Origin of the sequence: Enterobacter sp. BNK-29 (assembly GCF_048684785.1) — a bacterium.
In the GTDB taxonomy this organism is placed as follows: domain Bacteria; phylum Pseudomonadota; class Gammaproteobacteria; order Enterobacterales; family Enterobacteriaceae; genus Enterobacter; species Enterobacter cloacae_M.
The window spans coordinates 3,585,449-3,606,651 of sequence record NZ_JBLQTU010000001.1 but is presented as its reverse complement, the minus strand read 5'-3'; the positions used below and the strand labels follow the sequence as shown (position 1 = coordinate 3,606,651).

Below are 21,203 nucleotides of genomic sequence, written 5' to 3'. Positions count from 1 at the left end.
GGAGCGACCATGTCTGCCACCTCCCAAAAATGGCTGCTGCGCGCCGCGCCGTGGTTTTTACCCGTCGGCATTGTGGCTCTCTGGCAGCTCGCGTCATCCACCGGCTGGCTGTCGAGCCGCATTCTGCCCTCTCCGGAGGGCGTCGTAGAAGCGTTCTGGTCGCTGAGCGTGAGCGGTGAGCTGTGGCAGCATCTGGCGATCAGCTCCTGGCGCGCCGTGATTGGGTTTTCCATCGGCGGTAGCATAGGTCTGGTTCTGGGCTTGATCAGTGGCCTTTCCCGCTGGGGCGAGCGGCTGCTGGATACCTCTATTCAGATGCTGCGCAACGTGCCGCATCTGGCGCTGATCCCGCTGGTTATCCTGTGGTTTGGGATTGATGAGAGCGCCAAGATCTTCCTCGTGGCGCTGGGCACATTGTTCCCGATCTACATCAACACCTGGCACGGCATCCGCAATATCGATCGCGGTCTGGTGGAGATGGCGCGCAGCTACGGCTTATCGGGCTTTTCCCTCTTTATTCACGTGATCCTGCCGGGCGCCCTGCCCTCCATTATGGTCGGGGTGCGTTTTGCGCTCGGCCTGATGTGGCTGACGCTGATTGTGGCGGAGACCATCTCGGCCAACTCAGGCATTGGCTACCTGGCGATGAACGCCCGCGAATTCCTGCAAACGGACGTGGTGGTGGTTGCCATCATTCTTTATGCCCTGCTCGGCAAACTCGCCGACGTTAGCGCCCAGTGGCTGGAGCGCAGCTGGCTGCGCTGGAACCCGGCCTACACCCTTCAGGAGGCGAAAGCATGAATACTGCACGACTGAACCAGGGAACGCCGTTACTGCTGAACGGCGTGACCAAACGCTACGGCGAAAACACCATTCTTAACGGGCTGGATCTGCATATTCCCGCCGGACAATTTGTGGCCGTTGTTGGTCGCAGCGGCGGCGGCAAGAGTACCCTGCTACGCCTTCTGGCCGGGCTGGAAGCCCCCAACGGCGGTGACATTCTGGCAGGAACGACGCCGCTTTCGAATATTCAGGACGATACCCGCATGATGTTTCAGGATGCACGCCTGCTGCCGTGGAAAACGGTTATCGACAATGTCGGGCTCGGTCTTAAGGGCAGCTGGCGGGATGAAGCCCGCCAGGCGCTGGCCGCCGTTGGGCTGGAAAATCGTGCGGGCGAATGGCCGGCAGCCCTCTCGGGTGGGCAGAAGCAGCGCGTGGCGCTGGCGCGTGCGCTAATTCACCGTCCGGGCCTGCTGTTGCTTGATGAACCGCTCGGCGCGCTCGACGCCCTGACGCGGATCGAAATGCAGGATTTGATTGGATCCCTGTGGCAGGCGCACGGCTTTACGGTACTGCTGGTGACGCATGACGTGAGCGAAGCCGTCGCGATGGCTGACCGGGTGCTGTTAATAGAGGACGGGAAAATAGGCCTGGATCTGACGGTGGATCTTCCGCGCCCTCGCCGCGTGGGCTCGGCAAGGCTGGCGGAGCTGGAAGCTGAGGTATTGGATCGGGTGATGAAGCGCGGGGGGACGGAGTTACAGCGAGCCAAGGCTAATGCCTGATGCCCTCACCCCGGCCCTCTCCCACGGGGAGAGGGAGAAAACACAAAAAACGGCAACCGAGGTTGCCGTTTTGCTTTTACCTGCCCACCGGGCAATTTTTTATTACGCTAAGGCTTTAGCAATCTTCTCGTACAAATCACCAGACAGGTTCTCCAGCCCTTTCAGCTGCTCAAGCGCGGCACGCATCTTCGCCTGACGCTTCGCGTCGTAGCGTTTCAAACGGATCAGCGGCTCAATCAGGCGCGACGCCACCTGCGGGTTACGGCTGTTCAGCTCGGTCAGCATTTCCACCATGAACTGATAACCGCTGCCGTCTTCGGCGTGGAACGCCGCCGGGTTGCTGCTGGCAAACGCGCCAATCAGAGAACGCACGCGGTTTGGGTTGCTCAGGGTAAAGGAGCGATGCTTCAGCAGGCTGCGCACGTTGCTGAGCGCATCGGCCGCCGGGCTGGTCGCCTGCAGGATGAACCACTTGTCCATCACCAGGCCATCCTGATGCCACTTGTCGTCGTACTCCTGCATTAGCGCATCACGGCACGGCAGTTCGGCGGCAACGCTTGCACCCAGCGCGGCCAGCGCGTCGGTCATATTATCCGCTTCGTGATACTGCTTGCTCACCAGGGTGTTCGCCAGCTCGGTTTCACCAAACGCCAGATAGCGCAGGCAGGTATTGCGCAGAGAACGTTTACCAATGTCCGCGTGCTCAACGCGATAAGCGTCAAGCTTATTGGCGTTATAAATGGCCAGGAACTCATCGGCCAGCTCAGCAGCCAGCGTACGGGTCAACGCTTCACGCACCGCCACGATCGCAATCGGGTCGATGATGTCAAACAGCTCGGCGATTTCAGTCGCTGATGGCAGGGTCAGAATTTCAGCGGCCAGGGCCGGGTCAATCTTCTCATCCAGCAGGATCGCGCGGAACGCGTCAGCCACATGGACAGGCAGCGACAGCGGCTGGCCCTGCTGATGGCGGTTTACGTTGAGCTTGATGTAGGTCGCCAGCAGGCTTTGCGCCGCGTCCCAGCGGGAGAAGTCGTTACGCGCGTGACGCATCAGGAACGTCAGCTGCTGATCGCTCCACTTATACTCCAGCTTCACCGGCGCGGAGAATTCACACAGCAGCGCAGGCACCGGCTGGAAGTAGACGTTATCGAAGATAAAGGTCTGTTCGGCCTGAGTCACGTTCAGCACGTGGTGTACCGGGTGGCCTCCCTTCTGGAGCGGGATGACTTTGCCTTCGTTATCGTACAGCTCAATGCTGAACGGAATATGCAGCGGATATTTCTCTTCCTGCTCCGCCGTCGGCGGCGTGCGCTGGCTGATGGTCAGGGTGTACTGCTCGGTTTCCGGATTGTAATCGTCTTTGACGGTGACAACCGGCGTCCCGGCCTGGCTGTACCAGCGGCGGAAGTGAGAAAGATCGACATTAGAGGCATCCTCCATCGCCTGCACAAAATCGTCGCAGGTGGCCGCGCTGCCGTCATGACGCTCGAAGTACAGCTGCATCCCTTTCTGGAAGTTCTCCTCGCCCAGCAGGGTGTGGATCATGCGGATAATTTCAGCGCCCTTCTCGTACACCGTCAGAGTGTAGAAGTTGTTCATCTCGATGACTTTATCGGGGCGGATCGGGTGCGCCATTGGGCTGGCATCTTCCGCAAACTGCAGACCACGCATGGTACGCACGTTATTGATGCGGTTCACCGCGCGTGAACCCAGGTCGGAGCTGAACTCCTGATCGCGGAAGACGGTCAGGCCCTCTTTCAGGCTCAGCTGGAACCAGTCGCGGCAGGTGACGCGGTTACCGGTCCAGTTGTGGAAATATTCGTGGCCGATAACGCGTTCGATATCAAGGTAGTCTTTGTCCGTTGCGGTATCGGTACGCGCCAGCACGTATTTGGAGTTAAAGACGTTAAGGCCTTTGTTCTCCATTGCGCCCATGTTGAAGAAATCGACGGCGACGATCATATAGATGTCGAGGTCATATTCGAGGCCGAAGCGCTCCTCGTCCCACTTCATGGAGTTGATGAGTGAGGTCATCGCCCACGGCGCGCGGTCAAGGTTGCCGCGGTCAACAAACAGCTCCAGCGCCACCTCGCGGCCTGAGCGCGTTTTGAAGGTGTCGCGCAGCACGTCGAAGTCCCCCGCCACCAGCGCAAACAGGTAGCACGGTTTCGGGAAGGGATCCTGCCACTGCACCCAGTGACGGCCATTCTCCAGCTCGCCTTCGCCTACGCGGTTACCGTTGGAGAGCAGGAAGGGATACAGGGTTTTATCGGCGATGATTTTGGTGGTGAAGCGCGCCAGGACGTCCGGACGGTCGAGATACCAGGTTATATGGCGGAACCCTTCCGCTTCACACTGGGTACACAGCGCCACGCCCGACTGGTAAAGCCCTTCCAGCGCGGTGTTGGCGGCCGGGCTGATTTCATTCACGATGCGCAGCGTAAACTGTTCCGGCAGGTTGTCGATGACCAGCTGGTTGTTTTCTTCTTTATAGTCCGACCAGGCTTCATCATTAATATGCAGGGAGACCAGCGTCAGGTCTTCACCATCCAGACGCAGCGGCACCGCAGTTGCGCTATGGCGCGTCACCTGGCTCACCGCCGTGACAACGGTTTTAGTGGCATCAAGGTCAAAAGTCAGATCGATTTCGCTAATCAGGTAATCCGGCGCACGGTAGTCGTGGCGGTATTTGGCTTGTGGCTGTTGTGTCATAGAAAACCTTATGCATCGTTTGTCGAGTAACGTTTCAATATATTCCTGTTGCGCAAAACGCGCTATGCAGAATGTTCATCTTTTCAGGGTCAAAACCTTTTTTGCTACATTTGTATAACACGGGGCACAAAATGCCCTCGACCATAAAACGCGCTTATGTTGTGATCGGGGTTCAATAAATCACTAAACAAGGTATACTCCGGAGTTGTTTATTGTACTAAACGCTCCTGTGAGAGGATGCTACTGCGCACCTATGACTCAATTCGCTTCTCCAGTTCTGCATACGTTGCTGGATACCGACGCGTATAAACTGCATATGCAGCAAGCCGTTTTCCACCACTACTATGACGTTCACGTCGCGGCGGAATTCCGCTGTCGTGGCGACGACTTGCTCGGTATCTACGCAGACGCCATTCGTGAACAGGTCGATGCTATGCAGCATCTGACGCTGCAGGACGAGGAATATCAGTGGCTTTCTGGCCTGCCTTTCTTCAAAGCCGACTACCTGAACTGGCTGCGCGATTTCCGCTATAAGCCGGAGCAGGTCACCGTGCTTAACGATAACGGCAAGCTGGATATTCGCCTTGAAGGTCCGTGGCGGGAAGTGATCATGTGGGAAGTGCCGCTTCTGGCGGTGATCAGTGAACTGGCTCACCGCTACCGTTCGCCGGAAAAAGGCGTCGAGCAGGCGGTCGCCGCGCTGGAAAATAAACTCGCAGCCTTCTCCACGCTGACCGAAGGGCTGGACATGTCCCGCTTCCGCCTGATGGACTTTGGCACGCGTCGCCGTTTCTCGCGTGACGTTCAGGAGGCCATCGTTAAACGTCTGCAGCAGGAGCCGTGGTTCGTTGGCACCAGCAACTACGATCTGGCGCGTCGCCTCAACCTGACGCCAATGGGCACCCAGGCACACGAGTGGTTCCAGGCGCATCAGCAGATCAGCCCCGATCTGGCTAACAGCCAGCGCGCGGCACTGGCCGCATGGCTAGAGGAGTACCCGAATCAGCTCGGGATCGCCCTCACCGACTGTATTACGATGGATGCCTTCCTGCGCGACTTTGGTCCCGAGTTCGCTGAACGTTACCAGGGATTACGCCACGACTCCGGGGATCCGGTTGAATGGGGCGAGAAAGCCATTGCCCATTACGAAAAACTCGGCATTGACCCGATGAGCAAGGTGCTGGTCTTCTCGGATAATCTCGACCTGGCGAAAGCAGTCGACCTCTATCGTCATTTCAATACCCGCGTGAACCTGAGCTTCGGGATTGGTACCCGTCTGACCTGCGATATTCCTCAGGTAAAACCTCTGAATATCGTCATCAAACTGGTGGAATGTAACGGCAAGCCGGTGGCGAAACTCTCCGACAGCCCGGGTAAAACCATCTGCCATGACAAAGCGTTTGTCCGCGCATTGCGCAAAGCGTTCGATCTCCCCCTGATCAAAAAAGCCAGTTAAGCGCTTACGGGAGCCTTCATGGCTCCCCTCTTCTTATTTATTTCTCAATTCTTCTCTTTTGACTGCGAAATTTACTTGTCTGATAGCGGATGGCAGGTAACATAGATATCCCCCCATTAGGGTGGACAAGTGTTTATTTTTTCCGACTATTAACAGAGAGAATATTATGAGCGTTGTGCCTGTAGCCGACGTACTCCAGGGCCGTGTCGCCGTTGACCAGGAAGTCACCGTGCGCGGATGGGTGCGTACCCGCCGAGATTCTAAAGCTGGCATCTCCTTCCTTGCCGTCTATGACGGTTCCTGCTTTGATCCTGTACAGGCCGTCATTAATAATTCTCTGCCCAATTACAATGATGACGTTCTGCGCCTGACAACCGGTTGCTCCGTCATTGTTACCGGCGTGGTTGTGGCATCACCGGGCCAGGGCCAGAGCTTCGAAATTCAGGCTTCTGCGATTGAAGTCACTGGTTGGGTTGAAGATCCGGACACCTATCCGATGGCGGCAAAACGCCACAGCATCGAATATCTGCGTGAAGTCGCCCACCTGCGTCCGCGTACCAACCTGATTGGTGCGGTGGCGCGCGTGCGTCATACCCTGGCGCAGGCGCTGCATCGTTTCTTCGACGAGCAGGGTTACTTCTGGGTCTCTACCCCGTTGATCACCGCGTCCGATACGGAAGGTGCGGGCGAGATGTTCCGCGTCTCGACGCTGGACATGGAAAACCTGCCGCGCACGCCAGAAGGTAAAGTGGACTATGACAAAGACTTCTTTGGTAAAGAAGCCTTCCTGACGGTATCTGGTCAGCTCAACGGCGAAACGTACGCCTGTGCGCTGTCTAAGATCTACACCTTTGGCCCAACCTTCCGCGCCGAAAACTCCAATACCAGCCGTCACCTGGCGGAATTCTGGATGCTGGAGCCTGAAGTGGCGTTCGCCGACCTGGACGATGTTGCTGGCCTGGCAGAAGCCATGCTGAAGTATGTCTTCAAAGCAGTGCTGGAAGAGCGTCCTGACGACATGAAATTCTTCGCAGAACGCGTAGACAGCGATGCTGTGGCGCGTCTGGAGCGTTTCGTCTCTGCCGACTTTGCGCAGGTGGACTATACCGACGCGGTGGCGATCCTCGAGAAATGCGGTGAGACGTTCGAGAATCCGGTTTACTGGGGCGTTGACCTGGCGTCTGAGCACGAACGCTATCTGGCCGAGAAACATTTCAAAGCGCCGGTTGTCGTTAAAAATTACCCGAAAGACATTAAGGCCTTCTATATGCGCCTTAACGAAGACGGTAAAACCGTGGCAGCGATGGACGTACTGGCGCCGGGCATTGGTGAAATCATCGGTGGCTCTCAGCGTGAAGAACGTCTTGACGTGTTGGACGCGCGTATGGAAGAGATGGGGCTCAACCCAGCTGACTACAGCTGGTACCGCGATCTGCGTCGTTACGGTACCGTACCGCACGCCGGTTTTGGTCTGGGCTTTGAGCGTCTGATTGCCTACGTTACCGGTGTTCAGAACGTACGCGACGTGATCCCGTTCCCACGTACTCCCCGTAACGCCAGCTTCTAATCGGTACAAGACTAAAATGGCCAGCTTATGCTGGCCATTATTTTATTCTGTATTGTCAGTTTTCGTCAGCGTAAAGTCAGCGTCTTTAAACCTTCACCCCGTCACAACCACTACCTGTTACGTTTTGTTTCCGCGAAATATCCAGCCACAAAAAATAAACCCCATTCTTATTGCGATTATTACATCCTCAACCGATAGCACAAATTTCAACCACTTTTACAGCCATCCAGAAGGCCTTTCGCAGTCATAAGAAAAAACGAGCCGTTTAAGGTCTGTTTATATGAATCGCCTTTATCTCAATTAATCATAAGGAATTCATATATATAGGATAGTGCTTGTTGTTTAATTCGCCAGGGCGTTCTGAAGTTTGAGGTGGTTCACAAAGTTCCCAAAAATACACATTTAGTTACACATATTTTCTTTTGGTTACTTAATCTTGAGAATTGTAGCACTTTCAGGCTAGCGAAACGCTTCGCCGAATGGAAAGATGCCTGTCAGATACATAAAGACACCAAACTCTCATCAATAGTTCCGGAAATATTTATTGACAGAATTTATTGACGGCAGTGGCGAGTGTCATAAAAAAACCAATGAGGGTAATAAATAATGATGAAGCGCAATATTCTGGCAGTGGTAATCCCTGCCCTGCTGGTAGCCGGTGCAGCTAACGCTGCAGAAATCTATAACAAGAACGGCAACAAACTGGACTTCTACGGTAAAGTTAACGCCGAGCACGATTTCGTGACTTCTGGTGATAACACCAACAACAACGACGCTACCTACGCGCAGATCGGTTTCAAAGGCGAAACTCAGATCAACGACCAGCTGACCGGTTACGGCCAGTGGGAATACCGTTTCGTGGCCAACCAGGCTGAAGGTGGTGCTCAGACTAACAAAAACCGTCTGGCATTTGCTGGCCTGAAAGCGGGCGACGCTGGCAGCATCGACTACGGTCGTAACTACGGTATCGTTTACGACGTAGAATCTTACACCGATATGGCACCGTCCTTCTCTGGTATGACCTGGGGCGGTAACTATGTTGATAACTTTATGACCAGCCGCAGCACCGGTCTGCTGACCTACCGTAACAGCAACTTCTTCGGTCTGGTTGACGGTCTGAGCCTGGGCGTTCAGTACCAGGGCAAAAACGACCGTACTGACGTTAAAACCTCTAACGGTGACGGCGTAGGCTACTCCCTGGGCTACGATTTCGGCGAAGGCTTCGGTGCAATCGCATCTTACAGCAACGCTAACCGTACTCTGAACCAGAAAGCTGATGGGGAAGGTGATAAAGCTGAAGCATGGGGTGTTGGTCTGAAATACGACGCTAACAACATCTACCTGGCAACCACCTATGCAGAAACCCGTAACACCACTCGTACCGGTTCTAACGGTGACGCTGGCTTCGCTAACAAAACGCAGAACTTCGAAGTTGTTGCTCAGTACCAGTTCGACTTCGGCCTGCGTCCAGCCATCTCCTACGTGCAGACCAAAGGTAAAGACCTGGCTGCCGTCAATGGCTTCAGCGGTGGCGATGCAGACCTGGCTAAATTCATCCAGGTTGGTACCACTTACTACTTCAACAAGAACTTCAACGTGTGGGCTGACTACTACATCAACCTGCTGGACAAAGACTCCGACTACGCGAAAGCTGTTGGCGGTCTGAACGGCAACGACGATATGGCTGCTGTGGGCGTAACCTACCAGTTCTAATCAGTAGACCACTTTGTTATATGCTTAATGAACAGGGCTTCGGCCCTGTTTTTTTATGCGTGACAGAAAATAATGGCGACTTTTGAAAAGCCGCACGCTTTTCGTCGCAAACGGTTGGCATTTTGTAAATCTACCGTTAACCTGATAGCGGATTTCACTTCTGTAATCACAATGGAACTTCGTCATGTTTGAGAACATTACCGCCGCTCCTGCCGACCCTATTCTGGGCCTGGCCGATCTGTTTCGTGCCGACGACCGCCCTGGCAAAATCAACCTGGGTATTGGTGTATATAAAGATGAAACCGGCAAAACACCGGTACTGACCAGCGTTAAGAAAGCTGAGCAGTATCTGCTGGAAAACGAAACCACCAAAAACTACCTCGGTATTGATGGTATCCCTGAATTTGGTCGCTGCACCCAGGAGCTGCTGTTCGGTAAAGGCAGCGCAATTGTGAGTGACAAACGTGCCCGTACAGCACAGACCCCGGGCGGTACCGGTGCGCTGCGCGTGGCGGCGGATTTCCTTGCGAAAAATACCTCTGTTAAGCGCGTATGGGTGAGCAACCCAAGCTGGCCGAACCACAAGAGCGTGTTTAACTCTGCGGGTCTGGAAGTGCGTGAATATGCATACTACGATGCGGCAAACCACTCTCTCGACTTTGACGGCCTGCTGGCGAGCCTGAGCGAAGCGCAGGCAGGTGACGTGGTGCTGTTCCACGGCTGCTGCCATAACCCAACCGGTATCGATCCGACGCTTGAGCAGTGGCAACACCTGGCGAAGCTGTCCGTTGAAAAAGGCTGGCTGCCGCTGTTTGACTTTGCCTACCAGGGCTTCGCCCGTGGTCTGGAAGAAGATGCCGAAGGCCTGCGCGCGTTCGCAGCCGTGCATCAGGAGCTGATTGTCGCAAGCTCGTACTCCAAGAACTTCGGTCTGTACAATGAGCGTGTGGGTGCCTGTACGCTGGTTGCCGCTAACGAAGAGACCGTCGATCGCGCGTTCAGCCAGATGAAATCGGTTATCCGCGCTAACTACTCTAACCCACCGGCACACGGTGCGTCTGTTGTTGCCACTATCCTGAGCAACGATGCGCTGCGCGCTATCTGGGAACAAGAGCTGAACGATATGCGCCAACGCATTCAGCGCATGCGCCTGCTGTTTGTGAATACCCTGGCTGAGAAAGGCGCGGACCGCGACTTCAGCTTTATCATCAAACAGAACGGCATGTTCTCGTTCAGCGGCCTGACCAAAGAGCAGGTTCTGCGTCTGCGTGAAGAGTTTGGCGTGTACGCCGTGGCCTCTGGCCGCGTGAACGTTGCTGGTATGACGCCTGACAACATGGCGCCACTGTGCGAAGCGATTGTCGCCGTACTGTAATTTCCGCCCATAAAAAAGCCTGCGTTATGCAGGCTTTTTTTATTCTGGTTACCAGACAGGCATCTCATCCTGAAGGAACGGATTATGGAGCCGTTCATAGCCCAGCGTCGACATCGGACCGTGTCCAGGGATAAACGTAACGTCATCACCCAGCGGCAATAACTTTTGTTTAATCGACTGGATCAGCTGCCCGTGATCGCCGCGCGGAAAATCGCTGCGTCCTACGCCACCTTTGAAGATCACATCGCCGGAAATCAGCAGACGGGACTGGTCATCAAAGAAGACGATATGGCCTGGCGTATGCCCAGGACAATGCAACACCTGTAAAGTCACATTCCCTACGTTAACGCGCTCTCCTTCGTTCAGCCAGCGATCGGGCGTCAGGGGCTGACACTCATCAAGGCCAAACATGCGGCTTTGGGCGGGTAACCCCTGCAGCCAGAACTCATCTTCTTTTTCCGGGCCGATCACCGGCACACCATAGTGTTCAGCCAGTTCAGCCGCAGCACCTACATGGTCAAGATGACCATGAGTGAGCAAAATCTGCATCAGCGTGACGCCGCTTGCTGCGACTTCCTGCTTGATTTTCTCAGCGTCACCGCCGGGATCGACAAGCGCGGCCAGTTTAGTATGTTCGCACCAGATCAATGAACAATTCTGGGAGAACGCGGTAACCGGAATAATACGATAGTTCATACTGCTCCTGTGTTTCGTTATTACCAATGCCGAACCGGACCGGTATCAATATGCACAAAGTTGCTGCTGGGGTAATATCCTACACCACCTGCGCGCATAGATAACGCGGCTTTGCGAATATTGGCTAACGAAACGCCTTCAATATGGAAATCCATTGCCTGTCCCTTCGTGTGATAGCTTTTTTTGGCTACCCCGCGACTGTGGGCGCGCAGTTCATTATTGGTATCAATTGAACGATAGCCAGAAATGAGCTGAACCGGCTTGCTGGTGCCCAGCAGGCCCTGAAGGCGGAAAATCTGATCAAACAGTCCTGGATCGATGGCTTTTATTTTATTCGCGCGGAAATCACGGAAAAAATGGTTAAGTCTTGCTAATTCATCCTGAATATAGCCTCTGCCATCAAAAAACTCCGCTTTTAGCGACTCACCGGTATGAAGATTGTTGAGCGTTAAAACTCGCGGACGAGGTGTCGAGAGGGTGGCAAATGCTGGCGTCGGCAGGATGGCCGCTGCGCCAAGCGCAACGCCACCTAACGCCAGCAGTTTGCGGCGATTAGCGTCAAATTTGTCCATGATAATCAGGTCTACAGGTAAAAGAAATCGTAATATGCTTAGCGCACGAAGGGCACCTTAACTGGCAAAACCAGGTACGTCAAGGCGCCCAACCCCAGTGAATACGCGGCTTGCAGCGATATAGCCCCTTATTCACCATAACTTACGACAATCATTTTTCCCGAACTACTTCATTTACCTGATTAATTGTTCCGCTTTTGGCAAAATTTGTGCGCCGGATCGCGCGGTGAGATCATAATTGTAAATATCTGTACGATACTGGGTACGCCCGTCTTCGCCCACAAACGCCGTCAGATAGTAAAGATTGACAGGAATATTGTGGCGAATATTAACGTAACGCGTGTCCCCCTGCTTCAGGGCATCCGAGATGCGCGTATCGTTCCAGCCCGCATCCTGCAACAGCATATTGGCCAGCTCCGAGGCTTTGTTCACGCGCACGCAGCCAGAACTCAGCGCGCGCGTATCTTTCTGGAACAGGTTGTGGTTCGGCGTATCATGCAGGTAGATCGCTTCTGAACTCGGCATATTGAATTTGTAGCGCCCTAAAGAGTTATGCGCTCCGGGAGCCTGCTGGAAGCGGAACGGCAGATTCGACGCTGTGATCGTCGACCAGTCGACCATATAAGGATCGATGGCCTCTTTACTGTTCCATCCACGCATCACCGTATAGCCATGACGTTCCAGATAACCCGGATCGTTCCAGACCTTCGGCAGAATGTCTTTTCGTGCCAGGGTCGGCGGCACGTTCCACGGCGGGTTAACCACCACGTTATTCAGCGCGCTGCTCATCATCGGTGTTTTACGATCCGGACGCCCGACAATTACGCGCGACGCCAGTTTTTCGCTACCATCCTGATAATAGACCAGGGAATACGCCGGGATGTTTACCATAATCCCGGTAGAGAGCGTTCCCGGCAGCAAGCGCAAACGCTGGATATTGAGCGCCAGCACCCCTGCCCGCTGCGCAGGCGATACGTTCAGCCAGTCGCGCGTCGTCTGGCCAATGACGCCATCGGCCCCCAGCCCCTGAGCGGCCTGGAACTGTTTAACGGCCGCAACCAGCTCGCGATCGTAAGCCGCGGGTTTGTTGCTCAGGGCAACGGCTTTCTTCTCTTTTACTGGCGCTGATGGGCTGACGGCGACGTTTTGTGGATCGTCACCCGGAAGAGCAATTTTTGGCCCGCCGTCAAGAAGACCGGAACGCGTCAGGATCTCGCGCAGGGCAGGAACATCGCTGCTCCACTGCCCCGGACGCAGCGTCGCGGTACCGCGCATTTGCGGCCATGGACGCGTGTCCCCCACCAGCGCGAGGAGCGACTGGTGCAGAGTGGTATAGTGTGGATGCGCCGGTGCCAGGCTGGCAATAAAGCGCGGCAGTTCGCCATTGTCCAGCGCGAGCTGCCACTGGTTAATCACCGACAGCGCCGGCGTCGCCAGCTTGTACGGCTTATCGCTGTACAGCCAGCGGTTGCCATTGACCGGAATACCCGCCACGAACTGCAGGTAGCCCATCATGGCATCGGAAAGCACCACATCACGCGCCTGCCCGGTGACGGCAGGATCGGTTAACAGCTCAACCCACTTTGTAAACTGCGGCTGAAACCCTGCAATCGCAACCTCTGCCAGCTGCTGCTGGAAGGCGCGCACGGCATCGCGGTTTTCCCACATCGGTTTCATATCGCGGGCAGCATAGAGGAGCGTGAGCTGGTTGATATAAACAGGCGTATAGCCTGACGGCAGCCCCGACTGCAGTTGCTGATTGAGCGATTCTGCGTCGATGCCTTCCGGCAGCGGTTTAATACCGGCCATGATAGCCGTCGCCGGAGACTGCTCCAGCGGCTGGGACAACGACGTTGGCTGAGCGCCTGTCGTTGCCGAGCTGTCAGTCGGCACAATTTCAGGCTCGTCGGCCTGGGCGGTTAACAGCGGAGCAAACATCACTGCCAGGCATAAACTCAGCGCAGACAGCTGACGACCACATTCTTTCTTTAGCAACATCCCTTGCCCCCTGTTTTCACGACATGCCCATCACGTGGGGCTTTCTTTCATTATAGGTAGACGGCTAAGCTGTTGCCTTACCTTATGTAAAGAAGTTTAAAGATAACGCAGCCCCAAGCACAAGTTAAGTTTAAAAAAAAAGCGGCGCCAGTGCGCCGCTTCGGGACAGAACATGCTTCAGGAAGCGTCCGCCGTGGTTTCCGTCAATGACTCCGGAGGCTGCGGCGCAAAGCCACGCAGACCCACAACGTGAACGTGTTCGCTATTCTGGAACACTTTACGCACCAGTTTGTAGGTGGTGCCCTTCTCGGGGCTGATGTTCTCCGGCGCCGCGATAATGAGCTGCATATCGAGACGTTCGCAAAGCTCGAACAGCGTGGCAATTGAGCGGGCATCAAGTCGCGCCGCCTCATCCAGGAACAGCAGTCGGCATGGCGAGATGTCTTTGCCGCGCAGGCGGCGAGCTTCATCTTCCCAGCTCTGTACGACCATCACCAGAATTGACATCCCGGTACCGATCGCTTCACCGGTAGAGAGTGCCCCGGATTCCGCACGCAGCCAGCCGTCTGAGCCACGGTTTACCTCAACTTCCATTTCCAGGTAGTTACGGTAGTCGAGCAGCTCTTCACCGATGGTTTGCGGCGTACGTTGCCCCATATCAATCTGCGGGTTCAGGCGCTGATACAGCTTCGCCAGCGCTTCGGAGAAGGTCAGACGGTTGCTGTTGAACAGATCCTGATGCTGCTCATGCTGCTCTGAGAGCACTTCCAGCAGCGTCGCGTGGGCCTCACGCACGTTGACGTTGAGGCGCACGCTGTTCACCTGGCCAAACGACACGCTCTGCAGACCCTGGTTCAGCTGGCGGATACGGTTCTGCTCGCGCTGAATAGTTTTACGAATGATGTTCGCCACGCTGCGGGAGCTGATCGCCAGTTTCTGTTCGCGGGAGGTCAGTTCCTCCGTCAGGCGGCCCAGCTCGATTTCCATCTGTTCGATGGCTTCAACCGGATCGTCGGTACGGATGATGTCCTGACGAATACGCTCGCGCAGGTGCTGGTAAACCGCCACGAAGAACTGAATTTTACGTTCCGGACGTTTAGGATCCTCCGACATGCGCAGCACGTCGCGCAGGTGTTCGTTATCCGCCACCGCCAGACGCAGCGCACCCAACGCCTTATCCGACATGGAGCGCAGCTCATCGGCAGAGAGATACGCCAGCTCGCGGCGGTGCAGACGACGCTCAACGTTATTGTCTTTCACCATGCGCATCACCGCGCACCAGCCCGCCTTGGCGGTCACGACCTGCTCGCGCATCTCAAAGTAGTCGCGTTCCAGCTTGCGCAGGCGACGGGTCAGGTTATCCATTTCGGCTTCGCAGAAGGTCAGCGCTTTTTCCAGCTGATTGCGACGCGCGCGGTTATTGCTGAGCTGAGAATGCAGCTCGTCACGACGAATACGCGCGCGCTCTTCTGCCCCGCTGTCGGCACGCACGCCGATGTCCTGAAGCTCTTTCTGCAGATCGTTTAACAGCTCTTTCTTGGTATCGAAGGAGCTTTTCAGCGAGGCCAGCACCTGGTTGTACTGGTTCAGCTGAGCGGAATGGCTGCGCATCGCTTCGCGGGCGCGAGTACGTTCCGCCTCCGCCTGCTCAAGGCGCTGACGCAGTTTTTCATTCAAGTCGCTGTTACCGCTCAGCATTTCAGCCGAATCGGAGTAGCCAAAGTGGGCCCGACGCTGCACCACTTCCGTCAGGGCAAACGCCTGCTGACGCGCTTCGCGCTGCACCTGCTGCGACCAGGCATAATCTTCTTTTAACTGCTCGAACTGTTCCGGGTCGCTCTGCAGGACAGACACGACGGGCTCCAGCTTCGCCAGCTGATTGCCGTGCTGCTGAACGAAACGCGCGGCTTCCTGCGCTTCATCCAGACGCTCCTGGATCTCATCCACGCGGTCAGCCAGCGTGTCATCCGCCAGCAGATTCAGGCGCGGCAGAATACGGTTAAGGGCAGCAACGCCCTCTTTTGCCTGTTCAAACTGAACGCGACTCTGCTGGTTATCACTTTCATGGCTTGCAATCGCACGTTCCAGCTCGCCACGGCGGGTATTGAGCTTGCGGATTTCGGCTTCCGGATCCGCGTCAAACGCTACGGCGAGATGGCTGCCGATAAAGCGGCTGAACGACTGGTGCAGACGCTGGGTTTTCTGCACGTCAAACGACAGGGTCGCAAAACGTTCAGACAGCGTTTCACGCTCGGCGTGCAGGCTCTCGATGCGGCTTTCGCGCGCGGCGCGGCCAAACAGCGGCAGCTCAGGGAAGCGGGAGTAACGCCACTGACGGTCGGCAATTTTCACCACCACCGCTTTTTCCAGCTCGTCGACGCTGAACACACTGTCATCGAACGACTGCGGATCCCCTTCGATCAGGTAGAGATCTTCCGGGCAATCTTCCAGGCCGGCAAGCTGCTCAGAAATCAGCGACAGATCCGGGACCACAATCGCGTTGCGGGATGGACCGTACAGCGCGGAGAAGTACGGGGCATCGTCAAGGCCAACGTCGTCATAAATCTCTGACAGCAGCACGCCGCCAAAACGCTCCGCTAGCGCATTCAGGCGCGGATCTTCTGACCCGCCCGGCTGGCTTAAGCGCTCAATTTCTTCATCAACGTCGCGCTTGCGGGCGCCCACTTCGTCACGCTCAACGATGGCTTCACGTTCGCGCTCCAGCAGCTGCTGAAGGTATTCGGTCACTTCCTGGCTGGATTCGAACTGCTCGCCGCACTGCTCGCTGAGCTGGTTCAGGCTGCTTTGAGCCGCCAGCCAGACCGGCGCACGCTCCAGGAGCGTCTTCGAACGGGACTGAATCTGCTCCAGCTCCTGACGCAGGGTCATACGCTGTTCGCTGGCGTTTGATACGGTATCGGACAGGGCCGCAATACGCGCTTCCAGCTCCTGATGCAGGGCCTCAAGCTCGTCGAAATCGTAATTTTTTCCCTGACGCTTGCAGAATTCCGCCAGCAGACGCTCGGCTTCCTGCTGCTCGCGCAGGCGCTGCTCCAGCTCGTTCAGACGCATACGCAGCGGCTGAACCTGCTCGGCCAGATGGCGCTGGTTCACACCGTCGCGCAGCAGTTCGCGGGCAACGTCCCAGGCTTCGCTACGCGCCAGCGGGCCGTTAATTGCGACCACCAGCTGGTAAGCCTGCTCAAACTGGCTGTGCGCCGTTTGCGCGACGCTCATTTTCTGTTCGAGGGAGAGCAGTTTCTCGGTGGCTTCCTGCTCTTTGGCCTGGAAGGTATCCAGCCATTCGTCGGCGCTGTCCGGCGTCAGGTCAGGCAGATGGCACAGCTCTTTCGCACGCTGTAATGCCTGCAGTGCCTGGTTGTACTGAATCGCTCGCGTCTGCTGCACGTCGAGTGCCTGCTGGTAATCAGCAAGCTGGCTTTTCAGCTCATCCACTTCCAGCTCGGCCGCTTCGGCGCGGGCTTCGTTCTCTTCCTGCATGTCGGCGGCTTCGGCCACCACTTCATTTTGCTCTTCGAGACGAATCTGAAGCTCATCGAGGTCCGCTTCATAGCGCTCGATTTTTTCCTGCTGACGCAGCGCGGTCTGCACCAGGTTCAGGTGATCGCTGGCAGCCTGGTAATCGGCTTCCAGGTCGCCTTCAGCACCGTTGTGCTCGCCCAGCTCGCGCGCCATCTCGACGTGCTTATACTGTTCGGCCACCAGCTGTTTACGGGAGGTAAACAGCTCGCGGCGGTATTCTAATGCCTGATCGAGATGCACGCGGCGCTCGTTGGCGTGGCGCATGTAGTCCGCCGCCACGTAGTTGGTGGCTTCGCTGATCAGGTGTTTAAACAGGTCGCGGTCAGACTGGGTAACGCGAATCGCTTCCAGCGTCATGCGGTTTTCGCGCAGCGCCGCTTCCATATCCTGGAAGGCCTTACGCACGCCGCTGTTTTCCGGCAGCAGGTAGTCGCGCAGGGAGCGGGTAATCGCGCTGGAGATACCGCCGTACAGAGACGCTTCGATCAGGCGGTAGTATTTACTACGGTCTGATGCGGTGCGCAGACGACGCGCCACCACGCCCAGATCGAACATAAGCGAGTGGTAGTCGGTAATGGAGTTGAACTGCTTGAACTGCACGCCTTCGATGGCTTCAAGCTTGTCCTTCAGCTCCTGCAGCGTCAGCACGCGCGCCTGGCGTTCGTTCAGGGTTTCCGTCAGCAGCGACGTCGGCTGCACGGAGGTTGGCAGCCCCTGGATTGCAAACGGTTTGATATCCACTTTACGGTCGCGACCGGCGACCTGCTGCAGGCGCACGCCCACCACCACACGCTGATGACGGGAGTTAATGACGTCCAGAACCGAATAACAGACGCCGGCCTTCAGCTTACCGTGCAGACCTTTATCACGTGAGCCGCTTGTTGCACCCGCTTCGGTGGTGTTACGGAAGTGAAGCAGCGTCAGGTCAGGGATCAGCGCCGTAACAAAGGCTGCCATGGTGGTGGATTTACCCGCACCGTTACCGCCGGAGAGCGTCGTGACCAGCTCATCCAGATCGAATGTTCGGGCAAAGAAGCCGTTCCAGTTAATCAGCGTCAGTGAGCGAAATTTACCGCGTTCAATCATTACTCTTCCTCCCCGCTATCCGGCAGATTCTCTTCATGCTCGTCATTGAGCTGCAAATGGTTTTCCACCGGCATCGCTTCACCGTCGCGGATCATGCGAAGCTGCGCTTCACGCGCGTCATCGCCCGCACGCACGTCGGCGCCGAAGCGGAAGACAGATTCCGTAATGCGGAATTTACTGCTGTCGTGGCCCATAAACCAGACCATCCCCAGACGACGCAGACGGTTCAGGGAAGAGCGAACCTTTTCCTGTAATTTCTGACGGTCAAGATCCGACCCCGTGGAGCGGTTGTTCACCAGCTTGAGCAGCTTGCTCTCATCAGCCAGCGTCAACAGCTCGTCGTAAAGTTCCTGCTGGGTGAAGATCCCTTCATTCGCCAGACGTTCCGGGCTGAGGTAGAGGTAGCAGAGAATTTTACCGACCATCATATCCAGCTCGGAGAGCACGGAACGCGGGATCAGCGTCGTGGAGCGCGGGCGCAGGTAGAAAAACCCTTCCGGCGCGCGGATAAGCTCCACGTTGTAGCGCGCGTAAAACTCTTCCAGGTACTCCTGGAAGTCCATCAAAAAGGCGTGATTATCCAGCTCGTCTAAGCCAATGTGACGACCGGCACGCAGCTGGCTGTCCAGCGCCGGAAATAACGGATTCGCCAGCGCCTGTGCCAGCTTAACGGGCATCACTTGTTCAATATTTGTCAATGACATGCGCCTGTACCTTGGCTCCGTAATCGTTAATTGGCTGCCACTTCGGCGGCAGTCCGGTGAAATCTGCTTGCGCGACGCCCAGGCGCACCGCCTGGTCTACCACAATGCGGGCAATGTCGAAGTGGCGCGCGCGTGGATATTGCGCCAGATAGTCGCGCACCACGAGACCAAGATCCAGCGGCACTTGTCTGGTTTTGTAGACAGCGAGCTGTTCTTCGATCATCGCCGCAAGCTGCTCGCGAATTTCGTTAAATTCTTCGTATTCCAGATCCGGCGGCAGTTCACCGGTCACCTCTTCATCGCGCAGCGCCATCTCTTCGTCGCGCATATCCAGCAGACGATCGGCATTGGCGTAGGTCAGCGCCCACGGCGCATCGAAATAGGTCTGCACCGACTGACGCAGACGCTGAGCAAAGACGCGGTTTTTATCCATATCAATCGCGGTACGGATAAATTTATGCACGTGTCGGTCGTAGCCGATCCACAGGTCGATTGACTGCTGGCCCCAGCTGATAATGCGGTCGAGTTTGCTTTGCAGATCGAAGACCAGACGATCGATAAAATGCAGATCGTCGTGCGCCAGCGTCGCGTCCTGGATGCGCAGCAGATTCGCCTGCAGCTTGTCCCCTGCGGCTTCCAGCGTATCCTGGAGCTCGCGCAGCGTGCCGGAGGTTTCTGACAGCAGAAGTTCACAGCTAGAGATGGCCGCTCGCCAGTCTTTATTCAGCAGCTGGGCAATATCGTCTTTCACCTGCTGCTGCTGTTCGTCCATCAGGCGCTGGGTGAGATCGATACTGTCAAAAATCTCGGCCACCGAATATTTCAGCGGCGCGTAGACGTTACGGTGCCAGTGGAATTCGTCACCGTTTTCATCCGCGGCATCGGCGGCACGCTTAAGCTCACCCGCCACGATCGAGAGCTGCATGGAAAGACGCAGCGTGGAAAATTCACGCTGGCGGATGTAGTAATCGGTGATGCCGATGCCCAGCGGCGTCAGGCGATAGATGGCGTTTCCTTCCGCCTGCTCGCTGGTAAAGCGGTTCAGCAGACGTTGACGCACCATATCGTTGATCGCGTTGTTGGCACGCACGCTAATGGTTTCGCTGGTTTGCTCAAACGCATCACTGACATGGCGGAACGCATCCACCAGTTCACCCTCGCTCATTTCACCGTCCAGCCGTTCGCCGTTCAGCGTGGCAACCGCCAGCAGGAAAGAGAGTCTGTCTACCGGCAGCGAGATGGAGAAATCGTTTTTCCTGGCCCAGGCAACCAGTTCGGGGACTGTCTGGGAAAATTCACTCATAGGTTATCCTTGCATCTGCGGCTTGTGCGCGGTGACGTGAATATAGCGGCCAAGGCTGATAAAAGGCTCCTGACGGCAATACCGCGTTTCTAATTCTGTTAAGGTGTCAAAACAGTCACGCTGTTTGTGTTTTTCACGCAGATAATCATGAAACACCCTGACGCCCGTCTTCCCGACGATCTGCCAGCCTATCGCTTCCAGCCAGCCATAAACCTGCTGTGGATCGCGCGGATAGTCCGGGGAAAGCGTGCGCTTTTTCTTTTTGGGCATCCCGACCTGCACATAGTCGAAGTTGCCTGCAACCATGTTGTGCATCAGGAAGCCGTTAGCATTGTAGAACATCAGCGACAGCGTGCCGCCCGGGCGCAACATCGACCACAGGGTTTGTAACACGCTTTGCGGATCGGCAACCCACTCCAGCACCGCATGAAACAATATCAGATCAACCTGGGTTTCCAAATGCTGCGCGATGTCCTGAGCGGCGCATTGTATAAAATGCATGTTGTCGCTCACACCTTTCTCTTCTGCAGCACGCGTCGCGCGGGCGACCATTTCAGCAGAAAGATCGCAAAGCGTGACGTGATGACCGCGCTCGGCCATTTTTATCGCCGTCTGCCCTTCACCGCCACCGGCGTCCAGCACGCGCAACGTTTGCCCACCAAAGGTGGCCAGAATGGTGTCCAGATCCTGCCAGAGGATCGTTTGACGGAGCTGCCCTTTAGTGGTGCCATAAATGTTGCGCGAAAACTTTTCCGCGATGTCATCAAAATTGCGATCCCGCATTGGGAGAGTTCCACTCGCTAACTTCAAAACCGCTATTTTGTCACACCCGCGCGGAGAATGAACCTCTCTGGTGTAATATCACGGGTAATCACCTGCTATATGGTCAAAAAAGGAACCAAAAAGG

Annotated in this window: 14 protein-coding genes; 6 read left to right on the top strand and 8 right to left on the bottom strand. The window is 56.0% G+C overall.

The annotated features are described in order from the left end of the window. Positions 1-9: 9 nt before the first annotated feature. Both ssuC and ssuB read left to right on the top strand, forming a co-directional pair. A complete protein-coding gene (gene ssuC, locus ACMGGX_RS17115; protein ID WP_023311016.1) occupies positions 10-801 on the top strand; it encodes an aliphatic sulfonate ABC transporter permease SsuC in 792 nt (263 codons plus the stop codon). Then, positions 798-1,568 (top strand): aliphatic sulfonates ABC transporter ATP-binding protein, encoded by a 771-nt coding sequence (gene ssuB, locus ACMGGX_RS17110; RefSeq protein ID WP_032658179.1) that lies wholly within the window; start codon positions 798-800, stop codon positions 1,566-1,568. The genes ssuC and ssuB overlap by 4 nt, the downstream gene beginning before the upstream one ends. A 102-nt stretch (positions 1,569-1,670) precedes the next feature. Here ssuB and pepN read toward each other — a convergent pair whose 3' ends face one another. After that, positions 1,671-4,283, bottom strand: coding sequence for an aminopeptidase N (gene pepN, locus ACMGGX_RS17105; protein ID WP_023311014.1), 2,613 nt, complete (start codon positions 4,281-4,283; stop codon positions 1,671-1,673). A gap of 253 nt (positions 4,284-4,536) precedes the next feature. Between pepN and pncB the strand changes: the two genes are divergently transcribed. The 4 genes from pncB (at position 4,537) to aspC (ending at position 10,394) form a co-directional block, all read left to right on the top strand. Beyond that, the gene (gene pncB, locus ACMGGX_RS17100; protein WP_063442092.1) at positions 4,537-5,739 is read left to right on the top strand and encodes a nicotinate phosphoribosyltransferase; all 1,203 of its coding nucleotides are present in this window, start codon (positions 4,537-4,539) and stop codon (positions 5,737-5,739) included. Between the two features lie 166 nt (positions 5,740-5,905). Then, positions 5,906-7,306: an asparagine--tRNA ligase gene (asnS, locus tag ACMGGX_RS17095; RefSeq protein WP_029739509.1), complete on the top strand. Its 1,401-nt coding sequence runs from the start codon at positions 5,906-5,908 to the stop codon at positions 7,304-7,306. A gap of 606 nt (positions 7,307-7,912) precedes the next feature. Continuing rightward, the gene (locus ACMGGX_RS17090; RefSeq protein ID WP_063442094.1) at positions 7,913-9,019 is read left to right on the top strand and encodes a porin; all 1,107 of its coding nucleotides are present in this window, start codon (positions 7,913-7,915) and stop codon (positions 9,017-9,019) included. Between the two features lie 184 nt (positions 9,020-9,203). After that, entirely contained in the window at positions 9,204-10,394 is a 1,191-nt protein-coding gene (gene aspC, locus ACMGGX_RS17085) for an aspartate transaminase (protein ID WP_033145106.1), read from the top strand. A gap of 48 nt (positions 10,395-10,442) precedes the next feature. On the opposite strand, the gene ACMGGX_RS17080 is transcribed toward aspC, so the two are convergent. The 7 genes from ACMGGX_RS17080 to cmoM form a co-directional block, all read right to left on the bottom strand. After that, complete coding sequence (locus ACMGGX_RS17080; RefSeq protein ID WP_420298645.1) at positions 10,443-11,090, bottom strand: MBL fold metallo-hydrolase; 648 nt, start codon at positions 11,088-11,090, stop codon at positions 10,443-10,445. A gap of 20 nt (positions 11,091-11,110) precedes the next feature. Next, positions 11,111-11,662, bottom strand: coding sequence for a YcbK family protein (locus ACMGGX_RS17075; protein ID WP_023335137.1), 552 nt, complete (start codon positions 11,660-11,662; stop codon positions 11,111-11,113). A gap of 174 nt (positions 11,663-11,836) precedes the next feature. Then, positions 11,837-13,660, bottom strand: a complete 1,824-nt coding sequence (gene ldtD / locus ACMGGX_RS17070; protein WP_126794823.1) for a L,D-transpeptidase — start codon at positions 13,658-13,660, stop codon at positions 11,837-11,839. Between the two features lie 177 nt (positions 13,661-13,837). Beyond that, complete coding sequence (gene mukB, locus ACMGGX_RS17065; protein ID WP_420298644.1) at positions 13,838-18,289, bottom strand: chromosome partition protein MukB; 4,452 nt, start codon at positions 18,287-18,289, stop codon at positions 13,838-13,840. Further along, positions 18,289-18,993 (bottom strand): chromosome partition protein MukE, encoded by a 705-nt coding sequence (gene mukE / locus ACMGGX_RS17060; RefSeq protein ID WP_008499954.1) that lies wholly within the window; start codon positions 18,991-18,993, stop codon positions 18,289-18,291. The genes mukB and mukE overlap by 1 nt, the downstream gene beginning before the upstream one ends. Next, positions 18,974-20,296, bottom strand: a complete 1,323-nt coding sequence (gene mukF / locus ACMGGX_RS17055; RefSeq protein WP_023311005.1) for a chromosome partition protein MukF — start codon at positions 20,294-20,296, stop codon at positions 18,974-18,976. Before mukF ends, mukE begins: the two co-directional genes overlap by 20 nt. Before the next feature lie 3 nt (positions 20,297-20,299). Beyond that, positions 20,300-21,079, bottom strand: a complete 780-nt coding sequence (cmoM, locus tag ACMGGX_RS17050) for a tRNA uridine 5-oxyacetic acid(34) methyltransferase CmoM (protein ID WP_023311004.1) — start codon at positions 21,077-21,079, stop codon at positions 20,300-20,302. Positions 21,080-21,203 lie beyond the last annotated feature (124 nt).

Excerpts from the sequence above, each read along its gene's own strand:
- ssuC (WP_023311016.1), top strand. The coding sequence starts at position 10 with ATGTCTGCCACCTCCCAAAAATGGCTGCTGCGCGCCGCGCCGTGGTTT.
- ssuB (WP_032658179.1), top strand. The coding sequence starts at position 798 with ATGAATACTGCACGACTGAACCAGGGAACGCCGTTACTGCTGAACGGC.
- pepN (WP_023311014.1), bottom strand. The coding sequence starts at position 4,283 with ATGACACAACAGCCACAAGCCAAATACCGCCACGACTACCGTGCGCCG.
- pncB (WP_063442092.1), top strand. The coding sequence starts at position 4,537 with ATGACTCAATTCGCTTCTCCAGTTCTGCATACGTTGCTGGATACCGAC.
- asnS (WP_029739509.1), top strand. The coding sequence starts at position 5,906 with ATGAGCGTTGTGCCTGTAGCCGACGTACTCCAGGGCCGTGTCGCCGTT.
- ACMGGX_RS17090 (WP_063442094.1), top strand. The coding sequence starts at position 7,913 with ATGATGAAGCGCAATATTCTGGCAGTGGTAATCCCTGCCCTGCTGGTA.
- aspC (WP_033145106.1), top strand. The coding sequence starts at position 9,204 with ATGTTTGAGAACATTACCGCCGCTCCTGCCGACCCTATTCTGGGCCTG.
- ACMGGX_RS17080 (WP_420298645.1), bottom strand. The coding sequence starts at position 11,090 with ATGAACTATCGTATTATTCCGGTTACCGCGTTCTCCCAGAATTGTTCA.
- ACMGGX_RS17075 (WP_023335137.1), bottom strand. The coding sequence starts at position 11,662 with ATGGACAAATTTGACGCTAATCGCCGCAAACTGCTGGCGTTAGGTGGC.
- ldtD (WP_126794823.1), bottom strand. The coding sequence starts at position 13,660 with ATGTTGCTAAAGAAAGAATGTGGTCGTCAGCTGTCTGCGCTGAGTTTA.
- mukB (WP_420298644.1), bottom strand. The coding sequence starts at position 18,289 with ATGATTGAACGCGGTAAATTTCGCTCACTGACGCTGATTAACTGGAAC.
- mukE (WP_008499954.1), bottom strand. The coding sequence starts at position 18,993 with ATGTCATTGACAAATATTGAACAAGTGATGCCCGTTAAGCTGGCACAG.
- mukF (WP_023311005.1), bottom strand. The coding sequence starts at position 20,296 with ATGAGTGAATTTTCCCAGACAGTCCCCGAACTGGTTGCCTGGGCCAGG.
- cmoM (WP_023311004.1), bottom strand. The coding sequence starts at position 21,079 with ATGCGGGATCGCAATTTTGATGACATCGCGGAAAAGTTTTCGCGCAAC.